The organism is Enterobacter sp. CPE_E863 (assembly GCF_046521465.1).
GTDB classification, from domain to species: domain Bacteria; phylum Pseudomonadota; class Gammaproteobacteria; order Enterobacterales; family Enterobacteriaceae; genus Enterobacter; species Enterobacter adelaidei.
Map to the genome: position 1 here is coordinate 3560851 of NZ_JBKFZX010000001.1, position 20683 is coordinate 3581533.

Annotated in this window: 17 protein-coding genes and 1 pseudogene; 16 read left to right on the forward strand and 2 right to left on the reverse strand. The window is 41.8% G+C overall.

Annotated elements, in window-relative coordinates; all coding sequences use genetic code 11:
* Window positions 1–13: 13 nt before the first annotated feature.
* From ACLHV8_RS17530 to ACLHV8_RS17545, 4 genes are read left to right on the forward strand one after another with little or no spacing between them, the layout of a single operon-like run.
* Complete coding sequence (locus ACLHV8_RS17530; protein WP_208594091.1) at window positions 14–1012, forward strand: ABC transporter substrate-binding protein; 999 nt, start codon at window positions 14–16, stop codon at window positions 1010–1012.
* Window positions 1012–2049, forward strand: a complete 1038-nt coding sequence (locus ACLHV8_RS17535) for a FecCD family ABC transporter permease (RefSeq protein ID WP_028016846.1) — start codon at window positions 1012–1014, stop codon at window positions 2047–2049. The genes ACLHV8_RS17530 and ACLHV8_RS17535 overlap by 1 nt, the downstream gene beginning before the upstream one ends.
* Window positions 2049–2810, forward strand: a complete 762-nt coding sequence (locus ACLHV8_RS17540; protein WP_028016847.1) for an ABC transporter ATP-binding protein — start codon at window positions 2049–2051, stop codon at window positions 2808–2810. The genes ACLHV8_RS17535 and ACLHV8_RS17540 overlap by 1 nt, the downstream gene beginning before the upstream one ends.
* Before the next feature lie 16 nt (window positions 2811–2826).
* Window positions 2827–4047, forward strand: coding sequence for an MDR family MFS transporter (locus tag ACLHV8_RS17545; RefSeq protein WP_208594090.1), 1221 nt, complete (start codon window positions 2827–2829; stop codon window positions 4045–4047).
* 5 nt (window positions 4048–4052) lie between these two features.
* Here ACLHV8_RS17545 and ACLHV8_RS17550 read toward each other — a convergent pair.
* A pseudogene (locus ACLHV8_RS17550) lies at window positions 4053–4396 on the reverse strand (nitrous oxide-stimulated promoter family protein).
* Window positions 4397–4571: 175 nt separating this feature from the next.
* On the opposite strand from ACLHV8_RS17550, the gene ACLHV8_RS17555 reads away from it, so the two are divergent.
* The 6 genes from ACLHV8_RS17555 (at window position 4572) to ACLHV8_RS17580 (ending at window position 10360) form a co-directional block, all read left to right on the forward strand.
* Window positions 4572–4802, forward strand: coding sequence for a SymE family type I addiction module toxin (locus tag ACLHV8_RS17555; protein ID WP_028016850.1), 231 nt, complete (start codon window positions 4572–4574; stop codon window positions 4800–4802).
* 337 nt (window positions 4803–5139) lie between these two features.
* Window positions 5140–5514: a hypothetical protein gene (locus tag ACLHV8_RS17560; protein ID WP_123912595.1), complete on the forward strand. Its 375-nt coding sequence runs from the start codon at window positions 5140–5142 to the stop codon at window positions 5512–5514.
* Between the two features lie 16 nt (window positions 5515–5530).
* Entirely contained in the window at window positions 5531–6685 is a 1155-nt protein-coding gene (locus ACLHV8_RS17565; protein WP_004114812.1) for a hypothetical protein, read from the forward strand.
* Complete coding sequence (locus tag ACLHV8_RS17570; RefSeq protein ID WP_004114814.1) at window positions 6678–8552, forward strand: ThiF family adenylyltransferase; 1875 nt, start codon at window positions 6678–6680, stop codon at window positions 8550–8552. Before ACLHV8_RS17565 ends, ACLHV8_RS17570 begins: the two co-directional genes overlap by 8 nt.
* Entirely contained in the window at window positions 8545–9027 is a 483-nt protein-coding gene (locus tag ACLHV8_RS17575) for a Mov34/MPN/PAD-1 family protein (RefSeq protein ID WP_031275127.1), read from the forward strand. Before ACLHV8_RS17570 ends, ACLHV8_RS17575 begins: the two co-directional genes overlap by 8 nt.
* Before the next feature lie 898 nt (window positions 9028–9925).
* Window positions 9926–10360 (forward strand): hypothetical protein, encoded by a 435-nt coding sequence (locus ACLHV8_RS17580; RefSeq protein WP_004114820.1) that lies wholly within the window; start codon window positions 9926–9928, stop codon window positions 10358–10360.
* Window positions 10361–10573: 213 nt separating this feature from the next.
* Here the strand turns inward: ACLHV8_RS17580 and ACLHV8_RS17585 are convergent, their stop codons facing one another.
* Complete coding sequence (locus ACLHV8_RS17585) at window positions 10574–10750, reverse strand: hypothetical protein (protein WP_410376997.1); 177 nt, start codon at window positions 10748–10750, stop codon at window positions 10574–10576.
* A 978-nt stretch (window positions 10751–11728) separates the two neighbouring features.
* Between ACLHV8_RS17585 and ACLHV8_RS17590 the strand changes: the two genes are divergently transcribed.
* The 6 genes from ACLHV8_RS17590 to ACLHV8_RS17615 all read left to right on the forward strand — a co-directional run bounded on the left by ACLHV8_RS17590 (window position 11729) and on the right by ACLHV8_RS17615 (window position 20680).
* Window positions 11729–13276 (forward strand): N-6 DNA methylase, encoded by a 1548-nt coding sequence (locus ACLHV8_RS17590; protein ID WP_410376998.1) that lies wholly within the window; start codon window positions 11729–11731, stop codon window positions 13274–13276.
* A complete protein-coding gene (locus ACLHV8_RS17595; protein WP_410376999.1) occupies window positions 13273–14409 on the forward strand; it encodes a restriction endonuclease subunit S in 1137 nt (378 codons plus the stop codon). The genes ACLHV8_RS17590 and ACLHV8_RS17595 overlap by 4 nt, the downstream gene beginning before the upstream one ends.
* A gap of 58 nt (window positions 14410–14467) precedes the next feature.
* Window positions 14468–17707, forward strand: coding sequence for a type I restriction endonuclease subunit R (locus ACLHV8_RS17600; protein ID WP_126287188.1), 3240 nt, complete (start codon window positions 14468–14470; stop codon window positions 17705–17707).
* Window positions 17708–18200: 493 nt separating this feature from the next.
* A complete protein-coding gene (locus ACLHV8_RS17605) occupies window positions 18201–19187 on the forward strand; it encodes an ankyrin repeat domain-containing protein (protein WP_126287189.1) in 987 nt (328 codons plus the stop codon).
* Between the two features lie 356 nt (window positions 19188–19543).
* A complete protein-coding gene (locus tag ACLHV8_RS17610) occupies window positions 19544–19984 on the forward strand; it encodes a hypothetical protein (RefSeq protein ID WP_410377000.1) in 441 nt (146 codons plus the stop codon).
* A 15-nt stretch (window positions 19985–19999) separates the two neighbouring features.
* Window positions 20000–20680 (forward strand): ankyrin repeat domain-containing protein, encoded by a 681-nt coding sequence (locus ACLHV8_RS17615; RefSeq protein ID WP_410377001.1) that lies wholly within the window; start codon window positions 20000–20002, stop codon window positions 20678–20680.
* Window positions 20681–20683 lie beyond the last annotated feature (3 nt).

The following is a 20683-nucleotide window of genomic DNA, read 5'->3' on the forward strand; positions in this document are numbered from 1 at the left end:
TGGGTAGCATTTCATGAAAAAGATCTTCTGCGCGTTAGGCCTGGCGGTTGCGTCGGTCAGTTCTGCTCTGGCAACCACGTATCCTCTGACAATTGAAAACTGTGGCTATAAAGAGACGTTCACCAAAGCACCGGAACGCGTCGTGGCCCTGGGTCAGAACACCGTCGAAATTTTGCTCCTGCTGGGTCTGGAGGATAAGGTGAAGGCCAGCGCCTTCTGGCCGACCAAAGTGCTACCGCAGCTGGCGGAACAGAACGCGAAAATCAAAACCCTGACAGTTGAAATCCCTACCCTTGAATCCGTGCTTGCGCAAAATCCTGACTTTGTCCCCGCCCAGACGCCGCTGCTGCTGGGGCCGGAAAGTAAGGTCGCAAAACGCGAAGACCTGATGACCCTCGGCGTGAACAGCTACGTATCACCGGGCATGTGCGCGACCCAAAAAACCACCGGCGATATGTATGGCAGCCGCCAGAAGCTGTGGGATATGACGTATCTCTATCAAGAGATTGAGGATTTCGCCAAAATCTTTAACGTTGAAGATCGCGGCCAGGCGGTGATTGCCGATTTCAAAAAACGCGAGGCCGAGCTGCGTAAGGAATTCGGCAAGAATAAAAAAGACCTTTCGTTTGTCTTCTGGTTCTCCAGCTCATCCCCTTCTGCAGATGCTTACGTCGGTGGTAAAAATAGCCCCTCCGGGTTTATCGCCAGCCTGATGGGTGGTCATAACGCTATTACGTCCGAGACCGAATGGCCAACCGTAGGTTGGGAAAGCATTATTGCCGCAAATCCGGATGTCATCGTGGTGTCCAGCCTGGACCGCAACCGCTGGGCGCTGGATAACGCGGAAGAAAAAATCAAATTCCTGAAGAACGATCCGGCGGTCAGCCAGCTGGATGCGGTGAAAAAAGGTCATATCGTAGTGATGGACGGCCAGGCGATGAACCCGACGATTCGCACGATTTACGGGGCTGAGCAGGTCGGCGAACAGCTCAGAAAGCTGGGGCTGAACTGATGACCGTCGCTGTTCTTCAGGCCCGACAGGGCCTGGTTCTGACAACGTCATGTTTGCTCGCGTTTGTACTGTTATTTCTGGTCATCGCGCTTGGCGTCAGCGTCGGCGAGCTGTCCATCCCACTGCAAAATGTCTTTTATGCTATCAGCAATAAAATGGGGCTTACCCAGGTTCCGCTCAATCGCATCTATGAGAGTGTTATCTGGGACTTTCGCCTGAGCCGCGCGCTGGTGGCAGCCTGCTGTGGCGCGGGGCTGGCCATCTGCGGCGCAGTATTACAGAGCCTGCTGAAGAACGCGCTGGCGGAACCTTACGTGCTGGGCGTATCTGCAGGTGCGTCTACCGGCGCGGTTTCCGTCGTGGTATTGGGTATAGGCACCGGTGCAGTGTCGCTCTCTGCGGGCGCGTTTGCCGGGGCGTTTGCCGCCTTTGCCTTCGTCGCCTTCCTGACGAACGGTGCGCGTGGCGGTAATGAACGGACCATTCTGGCAGGCGTAGCCGCCTCTCAGTTGTTCAACGCCATTACCGCCTACACCATCAGCACCTCCGCCAGTGCCCAGCAAGCGCGTGATGTCATGTTCTGGCTGTTGGGCAGCTTCAGCGGCGTTCGCTGGCCTGAATTCCAGCTGGTGCTGGTGGTGGTACTGATTGGGTTAGCCGTTTGCCTCTACTATTCCCGGGCGCTGGATGCCTTTACCTTCGGCGATGATGCCGCCGCGTCCCTGGGCATTGCCGTCCCCTGGGTGCGCCTGGCACTCTTTACCACTACTGCGCTGATTACTGCCACAATCGTCAGCATGGCGGGCTCCATCGGCTTTGTAGGGCTGGTGGTGCCGCATGTGATGCGTTTCCTGTTTGGGCCGCTGCACCGCACATTGCTGATTGCCAGCGCGCTGGCAGGGGCGATCCTGATGGTGCTGGCAGATATCGCCTCACGCATGCTGATTGCCCCGCAAAGCCTGCCCGTAGGCGTGGTGACCGCGCTGGTGGGTGTACCTTTCTTTGCCGTGATTATCTACCGCTCAAGGAATAAGTGATGAGCATCTGCGCTGAAAATATTACCTGGAAGGTAGGCAAAAAAGTCATCGTTAATGACGTCTCTCTGAAGGTCTCCCGGGGTGAAACCGTCGGGCTGCTAGGACCAAATGGCTGCGGTAAATCCTCGCTTTTGCGTATCCTTGCGGGCCTTCGTCGCCCGGACATCGGCAGCGTAACCCTTGACGGGCAAGATATTTCCCGGATAGCCAAAAAGCAACTCGCCCGCCGGGTCGCCTTCGTTGAGCAACACGGGATGACCGATGCGAATATGCGCGTACGTGACGTGGTAAAGCTCGGTCGTATTCCGCACCACTCCCCTTTTTCAAACTGGAGCACGCACGATGACGAGACCGTCACCGCTGCCCTGCAACGCGTGGACATGCAGGATAAAAGCGACCAGGGCTGGCTGAGCCTGTCTGGCGGTGAACGCCAGCGGGTGCACATTGCCCGTGCGCTGGCCCAGACTCCCACTGAAATCCTGCTGGATGAACCGACCAACCACCTGGACATTCACCATCAGATGCAGTTAATGCATTTGATCAGTGAGCTGCCTGTGACCAGTATTGTCGCTATCCACGATCTCAATCATGCTTCGATGTTCTGTGATTCGTTGATTGTGATGCAAAAAGGGCAAATCGTGGCCACGGGAACACCGCAGGAGATCTTATCCGAAGAGCTGCTCTGGGACGTCTTCCGGGTAAAAACCAAAATTGAGATCTCGCCGTTCCATGGCAAAAAGCACATTCACTTTATCGTTTAGGGGCAAGTGAACAACGATGTCCCTTCGCCTTGCCACCACACTCTGGCCGCCCGTTTTACTGGGTAGCCAGTTTGTTTTTAACATTGGTTTTTATGCCGTTGTCCCCTTCCTGGCGATATTCCTGCGCGACGATATGCTGCTCTCCGGCGGGCTGATCGGGCTGATCCTGGGGCTACGCACGTTCTCCCAGCAGGGGATGTTTATCGTCGGGGGGGCGCTCTCGGATCGCTTTGGCGCGAAAGTCGTGATCCTGAGCGGGTGCGTTATCCGCGTCGCGGGTTATCTGCTGCTGGCCTTCGGGCAATCTCTGTGGCCCATTATTCTCGGTGCATGTCTGACCGGCATCGGCGGAGCATTATTCTCCCCTTCCATTGAGGCTCTGCTGGCGAAAGCGGGCACGCACAGCGAGGCGAAAGGAAAACGTAGCCGGGCGGAATGGTTTGCTCTCTTTGCTGTCTGTGGTGAGCTCGGTGCAGTGCTGGGCCCGGTTGCGGGAGCTCTGCTGACGGGGCTTGGTTTCCGCCAGGTGGCGCTGGCGGGTGCGGGGGTCTTTATCATTGCGCTAGTGGTGCTCTACTTCTGCCTCCCAGCTTCACACCACCGTTCACAGACGCTACACATACAGCCCTGGTGGACAACGTTCCGCCAGCCGCGCTTTGTCGCCTTTATCATTGCCTACAGCTCGTGGCTGTTAAGCTATAACCAGCTCTATCTGGCGCTGCCAGTGGAGATCCAGCGTTCTGGCGGTAACGAGAAAGATCTTGGCCCACTTTTTATGCTGGCCTCCATTCTGATCATTACCTTACAGTTACCGCTGGCGCGTTTTACCCGACGCGTGGGCGCGGTAAGGATCCTGCCTCTGGGCTTTTTACTGCTCTCCACCGCCTTTGCGAGCGTGGCGATGTTTGCCCCGATGACGCCGCCGGAAGGCTGGCTTCGCTTACTGCCCTCAGTCTGTTTTGTGACGCTGTTGACGCTGGGACAGATGCTGCTGGTGCCATCGGCAAAAGATCTCATTCCGCGGTTCGCCGTGGAATCAACGCTTGGCGCGCACTACGGCGCACTCGCCACCGCCGGAGGCATTGCGGTACTGGCAGGAAACTTGTTGTTTGGCAGCATGCTGGATCGCGCGCTGGTGCCCTCAACGCAGGCAATGTATCCATGGCTGCTGCTGGCCCTTTTCCCACTCTGCAGCGCGCTGGCCCTGAACGTGATTTGCCGCCCACTCAGAAGCTGAACCAGTCACTTTTTCGGGCGATACTTCACCGGTAGCTCCGGCACGGGACGGCGGTCATCAATCAGATGGCGGATAGTCAGAATGGGATGACGCCACAACATACGCGGGCCTGCCCAGCGCATGACCTGCTTCATCTCTTCACGTCTGGCAGGCTGATAGCAGTGCACCGGACACTGTTTGCAGGCAGGTTTTTCTTCACCAAATACACACTTATCCAGGCGTTTATCGGCATAAGCCTTAAGCGCTGATAAAAACCCTCTTCCTGAGAAGCCTGTGGACACTGCTTTTCATACAACGCGATCATTTTCGCAATTGTCTCTTTTTCTCGTGAAATGCGTTTACCAGACATAACGACTTACCCAGCAATAAAGTGCATTAATAATACACTTTTAAAATCCAGATTTCAGTTGTTGCATTCCTTTTTCTGAAGCCTGATTCCAGTATTAAGCCTGCACCTCATGAAAATCACTGGTATTTTATACAGGCATCAGAAATGACTATTGTCCGTGCTGCCAGGAGGCCCTATGCAAGAGATCGTGATAACCAAACCCTACCGCCATTTGAAAGTGGGATATTTCAGAAAGCGTCATGAAGACCGTAAAACCAAGATACCAAAGCGTTACAGCGTGCATGCGGCGCTGAGCTTAAAAGGTGACTGGCTTGAACAAGCAGGGTTTACCACAAATTCCCAGGTCAGAGTGGGCATAGAGCATGGAAAAATTGTCATTGAGTTAATGCCGGAAGGCACCTCGTAAAGCGCGACATTTTTCTGCGCCGTACCTTTTTTTCATGCGACAATAGAAGGAACAAACGGCCACTCAGCCGATCAAAACGGTTTATTTTCAAAGAAATGGACATCATAACTCCATGAGCACAATCGACAATTTCGACGCACATACGCCGATGATGCAGCAGTACTTCTCTAGACAATCTAATGTCATGATCTAAAATGAATAAATATAAAAACCCTCTTCAAAAGTTACTTATAGGCTACATATGAAAAGGATAATCGGTTATCTCTTCACATTACTCTTACTTGTTGTGCTTGTGTATGCAGGATTAGTAAAGGGCGATGTATTCCCTGAATGGATCATGAGTAAGAAGCTCATGATTCGTTGTGGATTGATAGGTGTTCTTGGTGGAACTCTTTACTGCATTCGTGGAGTATATCTAAACAAATGTGTTAGGAATTGTTGGGATGACCGTTGGCATGTTTGGTATGTATTAAGACCTATCGTTAGTGGCATCTGCGGTGTAGTGGCTTATCTATTCCTTAAAGCTGGATTAATAGTGTTAGATGCATCACAAAATGGCAGTGGTGGTGACTACGGATATATGGCATTTGCCTTCTTTGCAGGGTTGAATGTCGATAAGTTCGTTGGCAAAATTGAAGATGTTGGTATGGCTATTTTTGGGATTGAAAAATCTCGCACAGCAAGATCGGGTGATAATTCCGATCAGAAATAATTAAAAAGGATATGATATGTCTGCAAAGATATGCTTCTTTCCCGTTGGGAATGGGGATATGACCCTCATCCAAACGGAAGATGATAAAAATATTTTAATAGATTGTCGCATCAGGGATGGTGAAGAACATCCTGATGTTCGCACCCAACTCAGAGAAAAGCTTCCTCGAAATAACGAAGGTCGTTTGTTTGTCCATCTTTTTATTTGGACTCACCCTGATTCAGATCATTGTGATGGGGTGGCTGACCACTTTCATTTAGGAAAACCAGAAGATTGGAGTGAGAAGAACGATAAAATTTTTATAAATGAGATTTGGTCAAGTCCAATTGTATTCAGGCGACACCATGCACAAAATCATCCGTTATGCGATGATGCAATAGCTTTGAATAAAGAAGTTAAGAGAAGAGTTAATCTTTATAAAGAAAAAAATTATTTGGATGGAGTTGGAAACCAAGTTCTGGTCTTAGGAAAAGACGAAGATGGGAAAACAGACGACATACCAGGTATCCTATTAGAATTAGACCAAACAACCCGCTGGATTAATCAAAGTTATTCTTCATATTTTGAAGCTCATTTATTGGGTCCTTCACCCAAGAAAGATCTTGATGAGTTGGAAGATAAATTAGGTAAAAATCATTCCAGCGTAATAATAAATTTTGAAATTAAAGGTGACAATAAAACTGCACACTTTTTAAGTGGTGGTGATGCAGAAGTCGTTTGTTGGGAAGGTGTTAGAGATCGTTTAACCAATAAATATTCTATGTCATGGTTAGATTATGACATTTTACAAGCACCACATCACTGTTCTTGGCATAGTCTATCTCATGATAGTTTAAGCAAAAAAGGAGATGATGCTAAAACTTCCGAGAAAGCTATGGAAGTTTTTAATAGAGCAAAAGAAAAAGCATTTATAATTTCAAGCTCTAAAACAATTGAAAATGACGAAAAAGATCCTCCAGCATACCGAGCCAAAGAAGAATATGAAAAAATAGTAGATGATGTGCAAGGTCAGTTTTTATGTGTGTCAGACCATAAAAAGAATGGAGAGAATATTCCGTTAGAGATTGAAATTTCCGATAACGGTATTAAGAAAATTGCTGCATCTGCATTAGGTATGGCCGAATCATCAAGTGCCGCTGTAAATAGACAAGGTGGTGGTGGTTATGCCTGATTGTCTTAATAAAAAGATAGATCAGTTGAGCACTATCCTTGCACCTTATGGTGCAAGGAAGCTTTCTACGAATGAATTATCAAAATTCAACGGTAAATATGTTTGTGCTTGGGAATTAGTAACTGATTTAGAATTTAGTAATGAACCTATTGTATTGCAACTAAGATACAAAACTCTTAGTCAATTTGACATCCCAGATGTGTTTATTTCCTCACCAAAAATTGATGTTTGCCAACTCCCACACTTGGAAAAAAATGGCAAGTTATGTGTTTGGCCTGACAGTTATATCATCGATCATAATGATATGACCTATGCAGTCGATTTACTAAACGATGCTATACTAATGCTAAGAAAAGGAATAAATGGTGATTTAAATGAGGATTTTATTGATGAGTTCCAGAACTATTGGATTTATCAATGTAATAAAATAGATCGACTTATAAGTCAGTGTGATCTAACAAATAAAAACACAAGGTTGGTTTTCGGTTATCGGACCCGGAAATTTGGAGTAATATATTCTGACACACAAAAGGAATTAATTAACTGGTTGGAAAACCAAAAAATATTGCCATTAGAATCGGATGGAAGTAATTCAAAAGATAAACGAATAAGGCAACAGCAACTCTCTAAAGTAGTTTCAATTCCATTGATATTCTTCAATGAAGCCTGGTATCCGAGTCAGTATCCCAAAACTGCAAGGGATTTTTTTGAACTCATAAATCAGCAACAGGAAGATCCAGAAAGCACTATTGAATTGATCTTAAGATCTTGTGCTAATATGTTCAATGTCAAGCCCATAATTCTAGTTTCATTCCCAACGCCTTCTGGGATGAATATTATAGGAATACAGATTCCTAAGGGAGTTAGTGATCTTGCCACTGACCGCTTTGATACCAGAGGTATTAGTCGGGGTCGATTCAGAAATACAGCTTTATTAGATGGTTATAGAAATTACATTGATGGAAAGATTTTAAAAAATAGAATAGGCCAAACTAAAACAGAAAATCTTATAGTAGACCGTTCTGACGATTCTTGGTTAACGGGTCGTGAGCATAACAAAACTTACAAGAAAATCTCTGAACATAAAGTAGCTATCGTCGGATGTGGTTCAGTAGGATCTTCGGTATCAAGACTGTTACTTCAATCAGGCATTAGAAAAATGATGCTTTGGGATGATGATTTAATGAAGAGTGAAAACTCCTCTCGTCATCTATTAGGATTTGATTCTGTTTATAAAAATAAAGCATTAGCTCTTGCCTCAAGGCTACGGGAAGAGTTTCCAAATGTCTATATAGAAGCTTTTAATGAAGATTGGACAGAAGATTCCAAGAATAACAAAAAAATTGCAGAAGCCGATATTATAGTAAGCTGCACTGCACATTGGAATACTGAACAGCAGTTAATTAAAAGACAGTCGGAAGACATTCTCGGTGCTATTGTCTTTGCATTTGTTGAAGCTCATGCAATGGCGGGGCATGTAATAGTCAACCAAGTGGATTCTAATGCTTTTAATAGCTGGCATATTACAGAAGGCAAAAATATAGGTGCATTAAAATATCCTGCTACTTACTGGAAAGAAAATACTCGTAAAAGAATAGCAGCATGTGCCGGAGAGTTCCAACCATACGGAGCTATCCCTTTGACTAATTTACATGCTCTAACGGCAAGAACTGTAATAGATCTAATCATGGATCGTTTTTCAAATAAATCTTTTGCATATAGTTACATAGGAAGAGAAGCAGAGCTTTTAGAACTTGGTGGTAACTGGAATGATAAATGGATTGCACAATTCGGAAACCCAGGAAAGGGTGATTGTATTATACCTTTGATTTTTGAAAATTCTAATTGGGAAAAAAGTGATGCATAAATTTCATTGTGCCGAATTAGATTTCAAAATATGCATCAGCCAAAGCATAGTAGATGAATTATTTTCTCATCGTCAAACCCACTGTTTTAGTAAAGAATCAGGAGGTATGCTATTTTCCAATAATCTCAATGATTCTGAGATTGAAATCAATAAAATAACTACACCAGGCTCTACTGACTTGAGGAAAAGAAATTATTTCAAGTTAGATGAGAAAAAAGCCAAAGAAGATATCATATCGTTATTCAAGCAGGGTTTCCACTACTTAGGTGATTGGCATACACATAACGAAGGAATGGCAAGCCCATCAGGAACAGATATCCGCAGTATCCAAGACTTATTTATCAAATCAGGTCATACAAGACCTTTTTTTCTCATGCTAATAATCCCAAACAAAGAAAATATTTCACACTGTTATTTATCAGCAGCAGATGGGAAGATGTTATATAAATTCACATATCAAAAACCAAACAAATAAAAAGGTTGTAATTATATGAATAGCACAAGTAAATCATATCCACGGTGGTTAATCATATTAATACTGTTATTTATTTTTGCTGGCTTCGTTGTTCTTGGGGTAATAATTAATCATAAGTATCACTCTAATGAAAGCTTATCTAAATATATACTCTTAATTCCCCCTGCAATTTTGTCATTAGGTTTTTCTGTATTTTATAAAAGATACGAAGTACAAGCTGAGTGGCTATTTTCATTTGCGACAGCTTCGGCTGCGATAAGTTTATGCGTTGATTCTTTACCTGGTGTCCAAAATGACCTTTTTCCTATATTCCTTCAAAGCGGGTTAGGCTATGCACTTCTCGTAATAATTGCAGCATTGTCGTTCGCAAAAATAATTTCGGCTTTCGTCAGTAGATTCATAAACTAATCATATTTCAATTCTTAAAAGTGTAGTTAATATTTTCAGTTGCTACACTTTTTTACAGGAAAGAAAACAAAAGGGAATGCAATAATATAATATATAGGTAGTAAAATTATAAATGTTTCACCAAGACTATTGCTGTTAGCTAATAGTTCATTAACGAAAAAAGTGTATATGAATGATAACAGGAACATAAAAGCCAACAGATATAGTATTTTTTTATTATTAATCATAATCAGGCCTCATCTATTTTAACAATAATCCATTGATACAACATTATATGAGTATGTCAATAGCATCTATATAGATGCAAGGTATGACTAAACGAAGCGGAGCTTCGTTTAGTCTCCTTGTTTTTCGCCCTTCGGTTGAAAAAGAAAGAAAGTCAAAGTCTTATCTAACTAATTGACATAAATTGCATTTCTATTATAACTGTATTATGGGTCTGCAAGGATTGCTCACCATAAAGCGAATACACATATGAAAAGGAGTTTCTATGAGTAATACAATAACCTTATCCTATACAAATGATTTTAAACCAGTCAATAATCATATCCCCCCTGCTCAATCTTTGCGAATACATTGTGTCAGTGTTCGATTTAATAAAGAAGAATTGGCTATTCTCAATAAAAACAGAGGTGACAAAAGCAAAGGCGAATGGCTTCGTTTAACTTCTCTTGATAGGCTTCCTCCTGTCGTTCCTGCTATCAATGTTGAAGCTTGGAAATCACAGTCTAACATATCCCAAAAGCTGAACCGCCTTATAAGCCATCTTGATGCAAAAAGTAGCAATAGTGAGTTAGCTAAAACAGAGATCTTCGCAGTCAAGAAACAGATCAAAGAGCTTCGCTCGTGCCAGACAGCCTCTATGAGTAGGTATTCCTATGAAGTGAATGCAACAGCCCCTCATCCCTCTAAAAAATGGTCATGAGAGCATGATTGTCAGGATTGCAATTAACCATCAAATTCTTTTTATTTTTTTAGCTTTATCTGAATTTTCTAATATGATTGAAGAAATTATTTTTTCTTCTTTTTTTGCAATTAGAGATTGGATATTAATAGTACCATAATCTAAATTATCTCCCCACCAGTACATGAATTCTTTTATTACGGGAGTCATATTGTCTATAACCTCTTGAGATCCTTAGTTATAAATAAAAGATAGTATTTTTAAATTTTCAACATCAATCTCTTGCACAATTATCCGAAACATATCATCAGTTGGATATAAATTCGTTTCATTTAATGATATATTTAATTTTTCAAGCATCTCATTCATAAGCAAGTCTACTTCATTGAAGGCCCTATTATATTCAGTCATTATTTAACCTCTTGTTTTAAATTTATACAACATTACAATTAATCACTTTAAGAAAGAATGTCAAGCATTTTTGTGAAATAAATAATATTTATTATAAAAAGAATTGCTTGAGTGAATAATTTTTTAATTATAAGCACCATACAGTGTCATCTATTCAACCGAAGCGGAAATTTATAGCATCTTCTGTGCTGCAAGAGAAGCTTTAAAATAAATGCAAGTTAAGCTGTATATCTTTATATAAAATATCAGGCACTGCGATTTTTTATTATTATAGCGAAATGAAGCAAGGGCTAACTCTGCGAAGCCGCTGCGCTTGCTTCTTCGAGTTCCCCTTGCTTTTCTTCCCTTCGGTTAGAAAAGAAAGAAAACCTCTGCCAACCTTGCATATCAATAATTATACTCAGGAAAATATCATATATACTTCTCTTAAGCATATCTTCCAAAAATAAACCTCTCACTTTACAAACAACTTGACACATCATTTTAGCTTGACATCCTATTCGTTTAGAATATTAACACCCGATGAATTTTAATGACCAAGTAAAAATTTTCACCATGACAAAAAACTTAATAACTAAACGTGATGTAAGTACATTAAGACAGTTTTTTGATTACAAAGTTTTGTATCTTTTGCTTTATCTTCCTGTAAATATGCAAGAAGAGGATAGAGTGAAGGGTACAGAAAATGCTCACAGTTATGTAATATGGAACTCACTTGGTGTTAGTCCGAGTAGTAGAAATTCACCCAGACAAACATTAACAGCTATACAGCAATTATGCCTATGACCGTGACTCCATTGAGGGCCAACGACTGACATCAACACCCCTGTTACAAAGCACTTACCCCATGAGTCATTGCACTTGCTGAGCTACACGAACACACTAAAACCAGATAATAATTAATCGCTGTATAAGCTCGTAACAAGCGGAACTTTAAGGCAAAATAGAGCCATCTTCCCCCTTCACAAAGTTACGCTAATGGCCAGAAAACCTAAAGAAATCAAAACAGACCCGTTAGAGGTCATCCTGTGGAAAGCGGCTGACAAGCTACGTAAGAACATTGATGCAGCCGAGTACAAGCATGTCGTGCTGGGCCTCATTTTCCTTAAGTATATTTCTGATTCTTTTGAATCTCATTATGAGTTGCTGAAGGCTGGTGAAGGCGAGTTCGCAGGCGCTGACCCGGAAGATAAAGACGAGTACACCGCTTACAACATTTTCTTTGTCCCTGAGCTTGCACGCTGGAACTATCTAATATCTAAGGCCAAGCTACCCGAAATCGGTAAGCTGGTTGATGATGCTATGGAGTTTATCGAAGCGGGTAACCCACAGCTAAAAGGTGTGCTGCCGAAAGTCTACGCTCGCCAGAACCTCGACGCCACTGTGCTGGGTGAACTGATAGATCTGATTGGCAACATTGCACTGGGAGATGCCAAAGCTCGTTCTGCTGATGTATTAGGCCACGTATTCGAATACTTCCTTGGTGAATTTGCACTGGCAGAAGGCAAACAGGGCGGTCAGTTCTATACGCCAAAATCCATCGTAAGCCTACTGGTTAACATGCTGGAACCTTACAAAGGCCGAGTTTTTGACCCCTGCTGTGGCTCTGGGGGTATGTTCGTCCAGTCGGAAAAATTTGTTCAAGCTCATCAGGGTAATATCGACGATATTTCTATCTATGGTCAGGAATCCAACCAAACAACATGGCGCCTGGCAAAGATGAACCTTGCTATTCGTGGCATAAACTCTGAACACGTCAGGTGGAACAGTGAAGGCTCATTCCTGAATGATGCCCATAAAGATTTAAAATCTGATTATATCATTGCTAACCCACCGTTTAACGTTTCCGACTGGTCCGGTGAGCAGCTTCGTGGTGATGCCCGTTGGCAATATGGTATCCCTCCTGCCGGCAATGCTAACTTTGCCTGGATGCAACACTTCCTGTATCACCTGTCGCCAAAAGGTCAGGCTGGCGTTGTGCTGGCAAAAGGGGCTTTAACCTCTAAAAGTTCGGGTGAAGGTGATATTCGTGCAGCACTGGTCAAAGATGCCAATGTGATTGATTGTATCGTTAACTTACCCGCAAAACTGTTCCTGAATACCCAGATCCCAGCGGCCTTATGGTTTATGCGCCGAGATCGTGAAAACAGCAGTCATTATCGTGATCGCAGTAAAGAAATTCTGTTTATTGATGCCCGTAATCTTGGTCATTTAATCAACCGCCGTAGCAAAGTGCTTTCTGACGAAGATATCAAAACTATTGCTGACACCTACCATAACTGGCGTAACAAAGGTGGCGACTACGAAGATGTGGCTGGTTTCTGTGCATCTGTCAATATCAATGAAGTCGCTAAACTTGATTATGTGCTGACGCCTGGCCGTTATGTTGGCCTTGCTGACGAAGAAGACGATTTTGACTTTAAAGAACGTTTTACGGCTCTTAAAGCGGAGTTTGAAGCACAATTGGAAGAAGAAGCGCATCTGAATAAGTCTATCGCTGAGAGTCTGGCGAAGGTGGTTTTATGAGTCAGTGGATAAAAACTAAACTTGGTGAGATTGTCATTCTTAATTATGGTAAAGCATTAAAGGCACAGGATAGGAATGCTGGCTCTATACCTGTATATAGTTCAGGTGGATTAACTGGTTGGCATAACAAAGCATTAATTAACGAACAAGGAATTATTATTGGTCGTAAAGGAACTGTTGGGAAAGCGTACTTAACTTATGGACCATTTTGGTGTATTGATACTGCTTATTATATTTTACCTAACCCTTCGAAATATGATTTTGTTTTTTTATTCTATTTGTTGAAAACATTAGGGCTGGAAGAACTGAACGAAGATAGCGCTGTTCCTGGACTAAACAGGGATACCGCTTATAGTCAAGAGATCCTATTACCTTCACTGCCAGAGCAAAAAGCCATCGCCTCTGTACTGTCCTCTCTTGATGACAAAATAGATCTGCTTCATCGCCAGAACAAAACTCTGAAATCTATGTCTGAAACCCTTTTTAGACAGTATTTTATTGAAGAAGCGCAGGAAAATTGGGAAGATTGTAATATTACTGATCTCTTTGAGGTTAAAGACGGTACTCATGCCTCCCCAAAACAATCAGTATCTGGCTATCCTCTGGTGACTTCAAAGCATATAGGAAGTGGAATTATTGATTTCAATAACACTTATCTTATTTCAGAAGAAGATTATTCATCAATAAATAAAAGAAGTAAGGTTGAAAAGTTTGACATACTATTTTCTATGATAGGAACTATAGGTAGTACGCACATTGAATTATCTGATGAAATAAATTATGCAATCAAAAATGTCGGGTTATTGAAAACATCTCAAAATCATAATTGGAAATTTTACACCTATTTATGGCTTCTTTCTTCCGAGGGTAAAGACTTTATTCATACGACGAAAAGTGGAAGCACACAAGAATATATTAGCTTAGGTTCTCTGCGCTCGATAGTTTTCAATAAACCAGATAATAACACTTTGAAAAAATTTAACAACATTGTAGAAATCCATTTTGATAAAATTAATAATAATAACAAGCAAATCATAACATTAGAAAAACTTCGTAATACCTTACTTCCTAAACTGATGAGTGGTGAAGTTCGGGTTGAATATGCAGAAAAAGCAATCGCGTCAGTAGCATAAAATAATTAAGCGGGTGTACAACTCGCTCTTTGGTTAAGCGGCAATAAGGACAGTAAGCATGGCAAAGATGACCGAATCCGATATTGAAGTAATGGCGATTGAACACTTGCAAGGGTTGGGCTATGAGTATGTTTACGGCCCGGATATTGAATCCAGTGGCATCAATCCGTTACGTAGCTATCAGCAGGTTATCCTTGAAGATAAGGTGCGTATTGCTCTACAACGCCTGAATCCGCACCTTAGTGAACAGAAGTGTGAGGAAGCCCTGAAACAGGTGATGCAGATCAGCACACCTGATCTAATGGCAAACAATCTGGCCTTTCATCGCCTGTTGACCGAAGGGATCAATATCGAAGTCAGTAAGGATGGTAATACACAAGGAGAGCTGGCCTGCCTGATCGACTTTAACGATCCCACTAATAATGAATTTCTGGTCATTAATCAGCTCACCATCAAAGAAGGCAATCATACCCGCCGACCTGATCTTATTTTATTCATCAACGGCCTGCCATTAGTCGTTATCGAACTTAAAAATGCCGCTGACGAAAATGCTACGGTAACAGGTGCCTATAATCAGATTAAAACCTATCAGAACCAAATCCCCGGTCTGTTTAACTACAATGCTTTTAATGTGATATCTGACGGGCTGGAAGCCAAAGCGGGGACGGTTTCTGCCGATTTCAGTCGTTATATGACGTGGAAAACTGCTAACGGTAAAACGCAAGCCACCAGTACCCAACCACAGCTTGAAGTTTTATTACAGGGGTTGCTTAATCCTGTAACGCTGCTGGATATGATCCGCCACTTTATCGTGTTTGAGGCCAGCAAACATGAAGACAGCAAAGGGATTATCAGTATCCGTACTGTTAAAAAAATGGCGGCTTATCACCAGTACTACGCGGTCAATGCAGCAGTTCTTTCCACTATTCGTGCCTCAGCGGTGAATGCGGACTCCCCCTCTGCCGAAGTGGCACTGCGCCAGCAGGGACGTAACAGTAAAGATCTTGTTAATGCGCAAAAAACCGGAGATCGCAAAGCGGGCGTAGTCTGGCATACTCAGGGTTCCGGTAAATCGCTTTCGATGGTGTTTTATACCGGGAAAATTGTGCTGGCGCTGGATAATCCGACAGTTGTTGTGATTACTGACCGTAACGATTTGGATGATCAGCTATTCGGTACGTTCTCTTCCGCGACCCAGCTACTTCGTCAGACACCAAAACAGGCCGACAACCGGGAAGAACTCAAAGAATATTTGCGCGTAGCCTCTGGTGGTGTGGTGTTTACCACTATTCAAAAATTCCAGCCTGATGATGGCAGCAATATCTATGAGTTGTTGTCAGACAGAACCAATATTGTCGTTATCGCTGATGAAGCCCACCGTTCACAATACGGTTTCAGCGCCAAAGAAGTTGACGTGAAAGACAGTGAAGGCAACGTTACAGGTAAGCGCACTGTTTATGGCTTTGCCAAATATATGCGTGATGCCTTACCTAATGCGACCTATCTTGGCTTTACCGGAACCCCCATAGAAAAAACGGACGTAAACACACCTGCTGTTTTTGGTAACTACGTTGATATCTACGATATCTCACAGGCCGTAGAAGACGGTGCAACCGTGCGTATCTTCTATGAAAGCCGTCTTGCCAAAATTGCCATCAGTGACGAAGGTCGCCAGCTAATTGAAGACTTCGACGATGAGTTTAACGAAGACGAGCTGACGCTTACCCAGAAAGAACGGTCTAAATGGGCCAGAATCGAAGGTTTGATTGGCAGTTCAAAACGTATTAAAGCTATTGCGGCGGATATGGTTCAGCACTTTGAACAGCGCTTAAAATCTAATGCCGATCATGGCAAGGGCATGATTGTCACCATGTCCCGTCGTATTGCTGCTGAACTTTATAAAGAAATCATAGAGTTAAAACCTGAATGGCACAGCGATAATCTAAATGATGGCGTGATTAAAGTCGTCATGACCTCTTCTGCTGCTGACGGACCAGAAATCGCTAAACACCACACCACAAAAAAAGAACGTCAGGTTTTGGCTAATCGTATGAAGGATGACGACGACAAGCTGAAACTGGTGATAGTGCGTGATATGTGGTTAACCGGCTTCGACGCTCCCAGCATGCATACGCTGTATATCGACAAACCAATGAAAGGCCACAACCTCATGCAGGCAATTGCCCGTGTGAACCGTGTGTATAAAGATAAGATAGGCGGTCTGGTTGTTGACTATCTGGGCATTGCCTCTGATTTAAAAGAAGCCCTCTCCTTTTACTCTGATGCAGGTGGACGTGGAGATCCTGCTGAGGTTCAGGAAGAAGCTGTAACGCTCATGCAGGAAAAGCTGGAAATCCTGGAAGGCATGATGCATGGCTACGATTACAAAGCTTACTTTGCCGCAACTACTTCACAACGCCTGACAATTATTCTTGAATCAGAAAACCATATTTTAGGGCTGGATAACGGTAAAGGTAAAATGCGTTTCCTCGCTGCGGTTGCAGCCTTGTCGCAGGCATTTGCATTGGCGACACCGCACGATAAAGCAATGGAAGCGGCACCCGAAGTAGCATTCTTCCAGGCAGTAAAAGCCAGACTGAATAAATTTACTGAAAACTCAGACGGATCAGAAGAAGAACACAATGACAGTCTGGAAGTTCGGGTAAAACAGACTATCGATCAGGCTCTGGTTACCGATAAAGTTGTTGATATTTTTGACGCTGCTGGGATACAAAAACCAGATATTTCCGTTCTTTCTGAAGAATTCCTTCAGGAAATGAAGGATTACCAACACAGAAATATTGCTTTGGAAACGCTTAAAAAACTGCTTTCTGACGAGATTAAGGTTCGCTCGAATCAAAGTATCACCCAAGGCAAAAAACTGATTGATATGCTGACCTCTGCAATCAATGGCTACCAGAACAAGGTACTGACCGCAGCGGAGGTAATTGATGAGCTAATCAAGCTTGCCAAGACTATCCAGGAATCTGACAGCCTTGCCAGCCAGTTAAACCTCAGCGCTTATGAATATGCCTTCTATTCTGCTGTTGCAGATAACGACAGTGCTCGCGAGTTAATGGAAAAGGAAAAACTACGAGAACTGGCAGTCGTACTTACAGAGGCTATCCGCAACAATGTCAGTCTTGACTGGACAGTGAAAGAAGCAGCAAGAGCAAAAATTCGCGTGGTGGTAAAACGTCTGCTCAAAAAATATGGTTATCCACCCGATATGTCCTTGCTCGCCACAGAGACCATTTTGAAGCAGGCTGAACTTTTAGCTGGAGAATTAGGAAAATGATTCCCCTAAATTTTAACATACAAACTATTTTAAGTTATACAGGAGAAGCTAATGGATAGCAGGCCATATCTTAAAACAGTACTATATATACTATCACTGTGACTTTTATTTTTATCATTATTAATTATGTCCTACGATAAGGTTTTGATAAAAAATGTGTGGGACTATATTTTCACGAAAAACTTTACTCTCTCAATCTCGTCATTGAAAGTGAGAAATATCGTTTTCATAGTTAGTTTGATTTTCATCTTTATTGGTGCAATTATTTTAATAGTCCTTGCAAATAGCTTTGGTTCGGGTTGGTCTGTTGCATGCACTGTCTCGGATATCAGCAATGAAAACCATGAACATTTAGAGTTTTTAACCACTTATATAATGCCCTTAGTTTGTAGGCGAGATGCCAGCTCGCTTACTAATAAAACAAAAATAAATTTGAATACCGTACAATCTGGTGTCATTAATATCTTGAAAACAACAAAAAAGGAGATAAACAATGATATCAAGCGAAAATAATAAAAATAACCTATTCCGTGTAAAGTCTAAAAATGGTGTCCTTCGTTGCCTTAAGGCTGGCATGGATATAAATATGTGCAATAGTAAAGGTCAAACTGCTCTTTTTACCTGTAATGTACCTGAAGCTATACAGGCAATGATTGACGCTGACATTGACATTCACCACTTGGATAATGAAGGTAATAATGCATTATTCTATGCTCAAAATGTTGAAACAGTGGAACTTCTTGTCAGCAATGGTATTAATGTTAACCACCGGAATAAGTCAGGCACCCTTGCGATTCAACATATTGATGTTTCACCAGGGTTAGTAAAATATCTTATCAAAGCAGGACTAGATATCCATACCAAAGATAGCTATGGCAATTCCTTTCTTTTCATTCCATTTGAAGGATATGTATACGATGCACTCATTGAGGCTGGTTGCGACATTAATCATAAAAATTTAAGCGGGCAGACAGCATTCGATTACTGGCAGTCAGAAAACCACAGCATAGTTGGTAAATATACTCACTGGGAATCTAAAAACGATAACTACATTCGTTTTCTTATCCGTAATATTCATCTTAAAGACAGTTCAAAAATTGTATTCACGAACATTACATTTAAATCAATTGAGCTCTTGTCGTTACTTATAAAGCAAAAAAATGAATTTGAGATAAGTGATAAGTGCATTATCACACCAACAAATGCCGACGTTAAAAAATTAATTTTACAACTAAAGAAACTGACAGACATTAGTCATGTTTGGTTTTACATAAACAGTACATATCTACTGACTCAATATGTAGGAAGACTGCTAATTAAATGGTTAATATGTCATGATATAAAAGTTGATGTAGAATCACTAAAAGAACGCTACTTCTATGAAGAAATCCTCCAGGAAAAATCACAGAGAGAGCAAAAGGTTTTACGAACAACGCTTCAACCAGTTACCTGTAAAGCAATTACAAAAAAAAGATTATGAATTGAATATGCCTGAACACTCTCCCCTTGGCTTTAACCTTTAGTTAGATAGCCAAGGGGCGCTAACATCATTAATTTAATACAAAGCCCCACATTGCACCTTAGCACTTTGATAAATTTATTTTTTAAAACACCCTCATCGCCAATTCATACAATATCAATCACTACTCTCAAACCAAATCAATCAAATAAAACACAGCACTTTTTGATAAAAATAATATAACAATGAAAAACAACACCTTATATGAAATATAATAAAAATATATCTATTTAATTAAATAAATATAAAAATATATTTGCATTTTGTTTATTTAATAATATATATTTCCTTTGTTAATTAAATAAAGGAGAACTAAAATGAATAAAACAAACTATCCAAGCCTGACTAACTATCTCGCCAAAACAAAAAAGAACGCAGATCTTTATAGATTATATAATCCACAATTTTCTTTTTTCTGCAAAAGTGACACTCAGGAGCAAAGATTTTATTTCGATTATTTCTCAAGACATATGGTCTCGAGGAGAAATATTTTAACCGTATTCTCTATCTATACATTCACCTCTTATAACATGAACAAAAAAGAGACAATAAAAAATTTCATACGATTTCTCAAAACGACGAATGAAAGTACATTCCATAATGCTTTTTCATTTCGCGGTGGTAACATTTTGTATGTAAGCAACAAAAACATGTTGAAAGAGATCTCATGGTTTTCACTCGCTCGAATTTACGAAGACATTAAAAAAATAAAGGAATATAAAACCAACCATGACAACTATATCAGATTAGTCGCTTAACAGAGGAGAAAAATTATGAATAACAACGCAATAAATGCATTACTCTCTTGTAAAACTCCAAAAGACATTCAGGCTTGCATTAATGCAGGCTCCGATATTAATACACTGGATTCGTTTGGAAGAAATATACTGTTTTACTGTAAAAACCCAAGAATGATTGACACTCTGGTTAAAGCAGGAATAGATTTTAACCATGCTGACAACTATGGTCACAATGTTTTGTTTAACCAGCGAAATCCTCACATACTGAAAAAATTGATTGATTCCGGCGTAGATATACACCACAAAAATGGTCTCGGCCAAACCTGTTTATGCTCGTTAGCTGATAATATATCCTGTTGCAAAACCCTGATCAATGCTGGAATTAATGTCAACAATGTGGATAAATGCGGAAGAACAATACTTTTTTACGTAAAAAATCACTCTATCTTTGATTTGATGGTACAGGCCGGTTGCGATATAAACCACAGAGATAACCAGGGTCACGGTATTTTTGAAATTTGCTATTCATTAGGCGATTTCAAAGCCAAAATGCTCATTCGTCATATTAGTATGAAGGATAGCAGTCCAGTAATTTTCAACTACCTCAACAGCGAAAGTCTGCAGATAATGGATTTGCTTCAGAAGAAAAACCTTAACTTTACTATCTCTGATAACTGCCAGGTTTATCTAAGGAAGGTGCGAACAAGTTCCTGATAT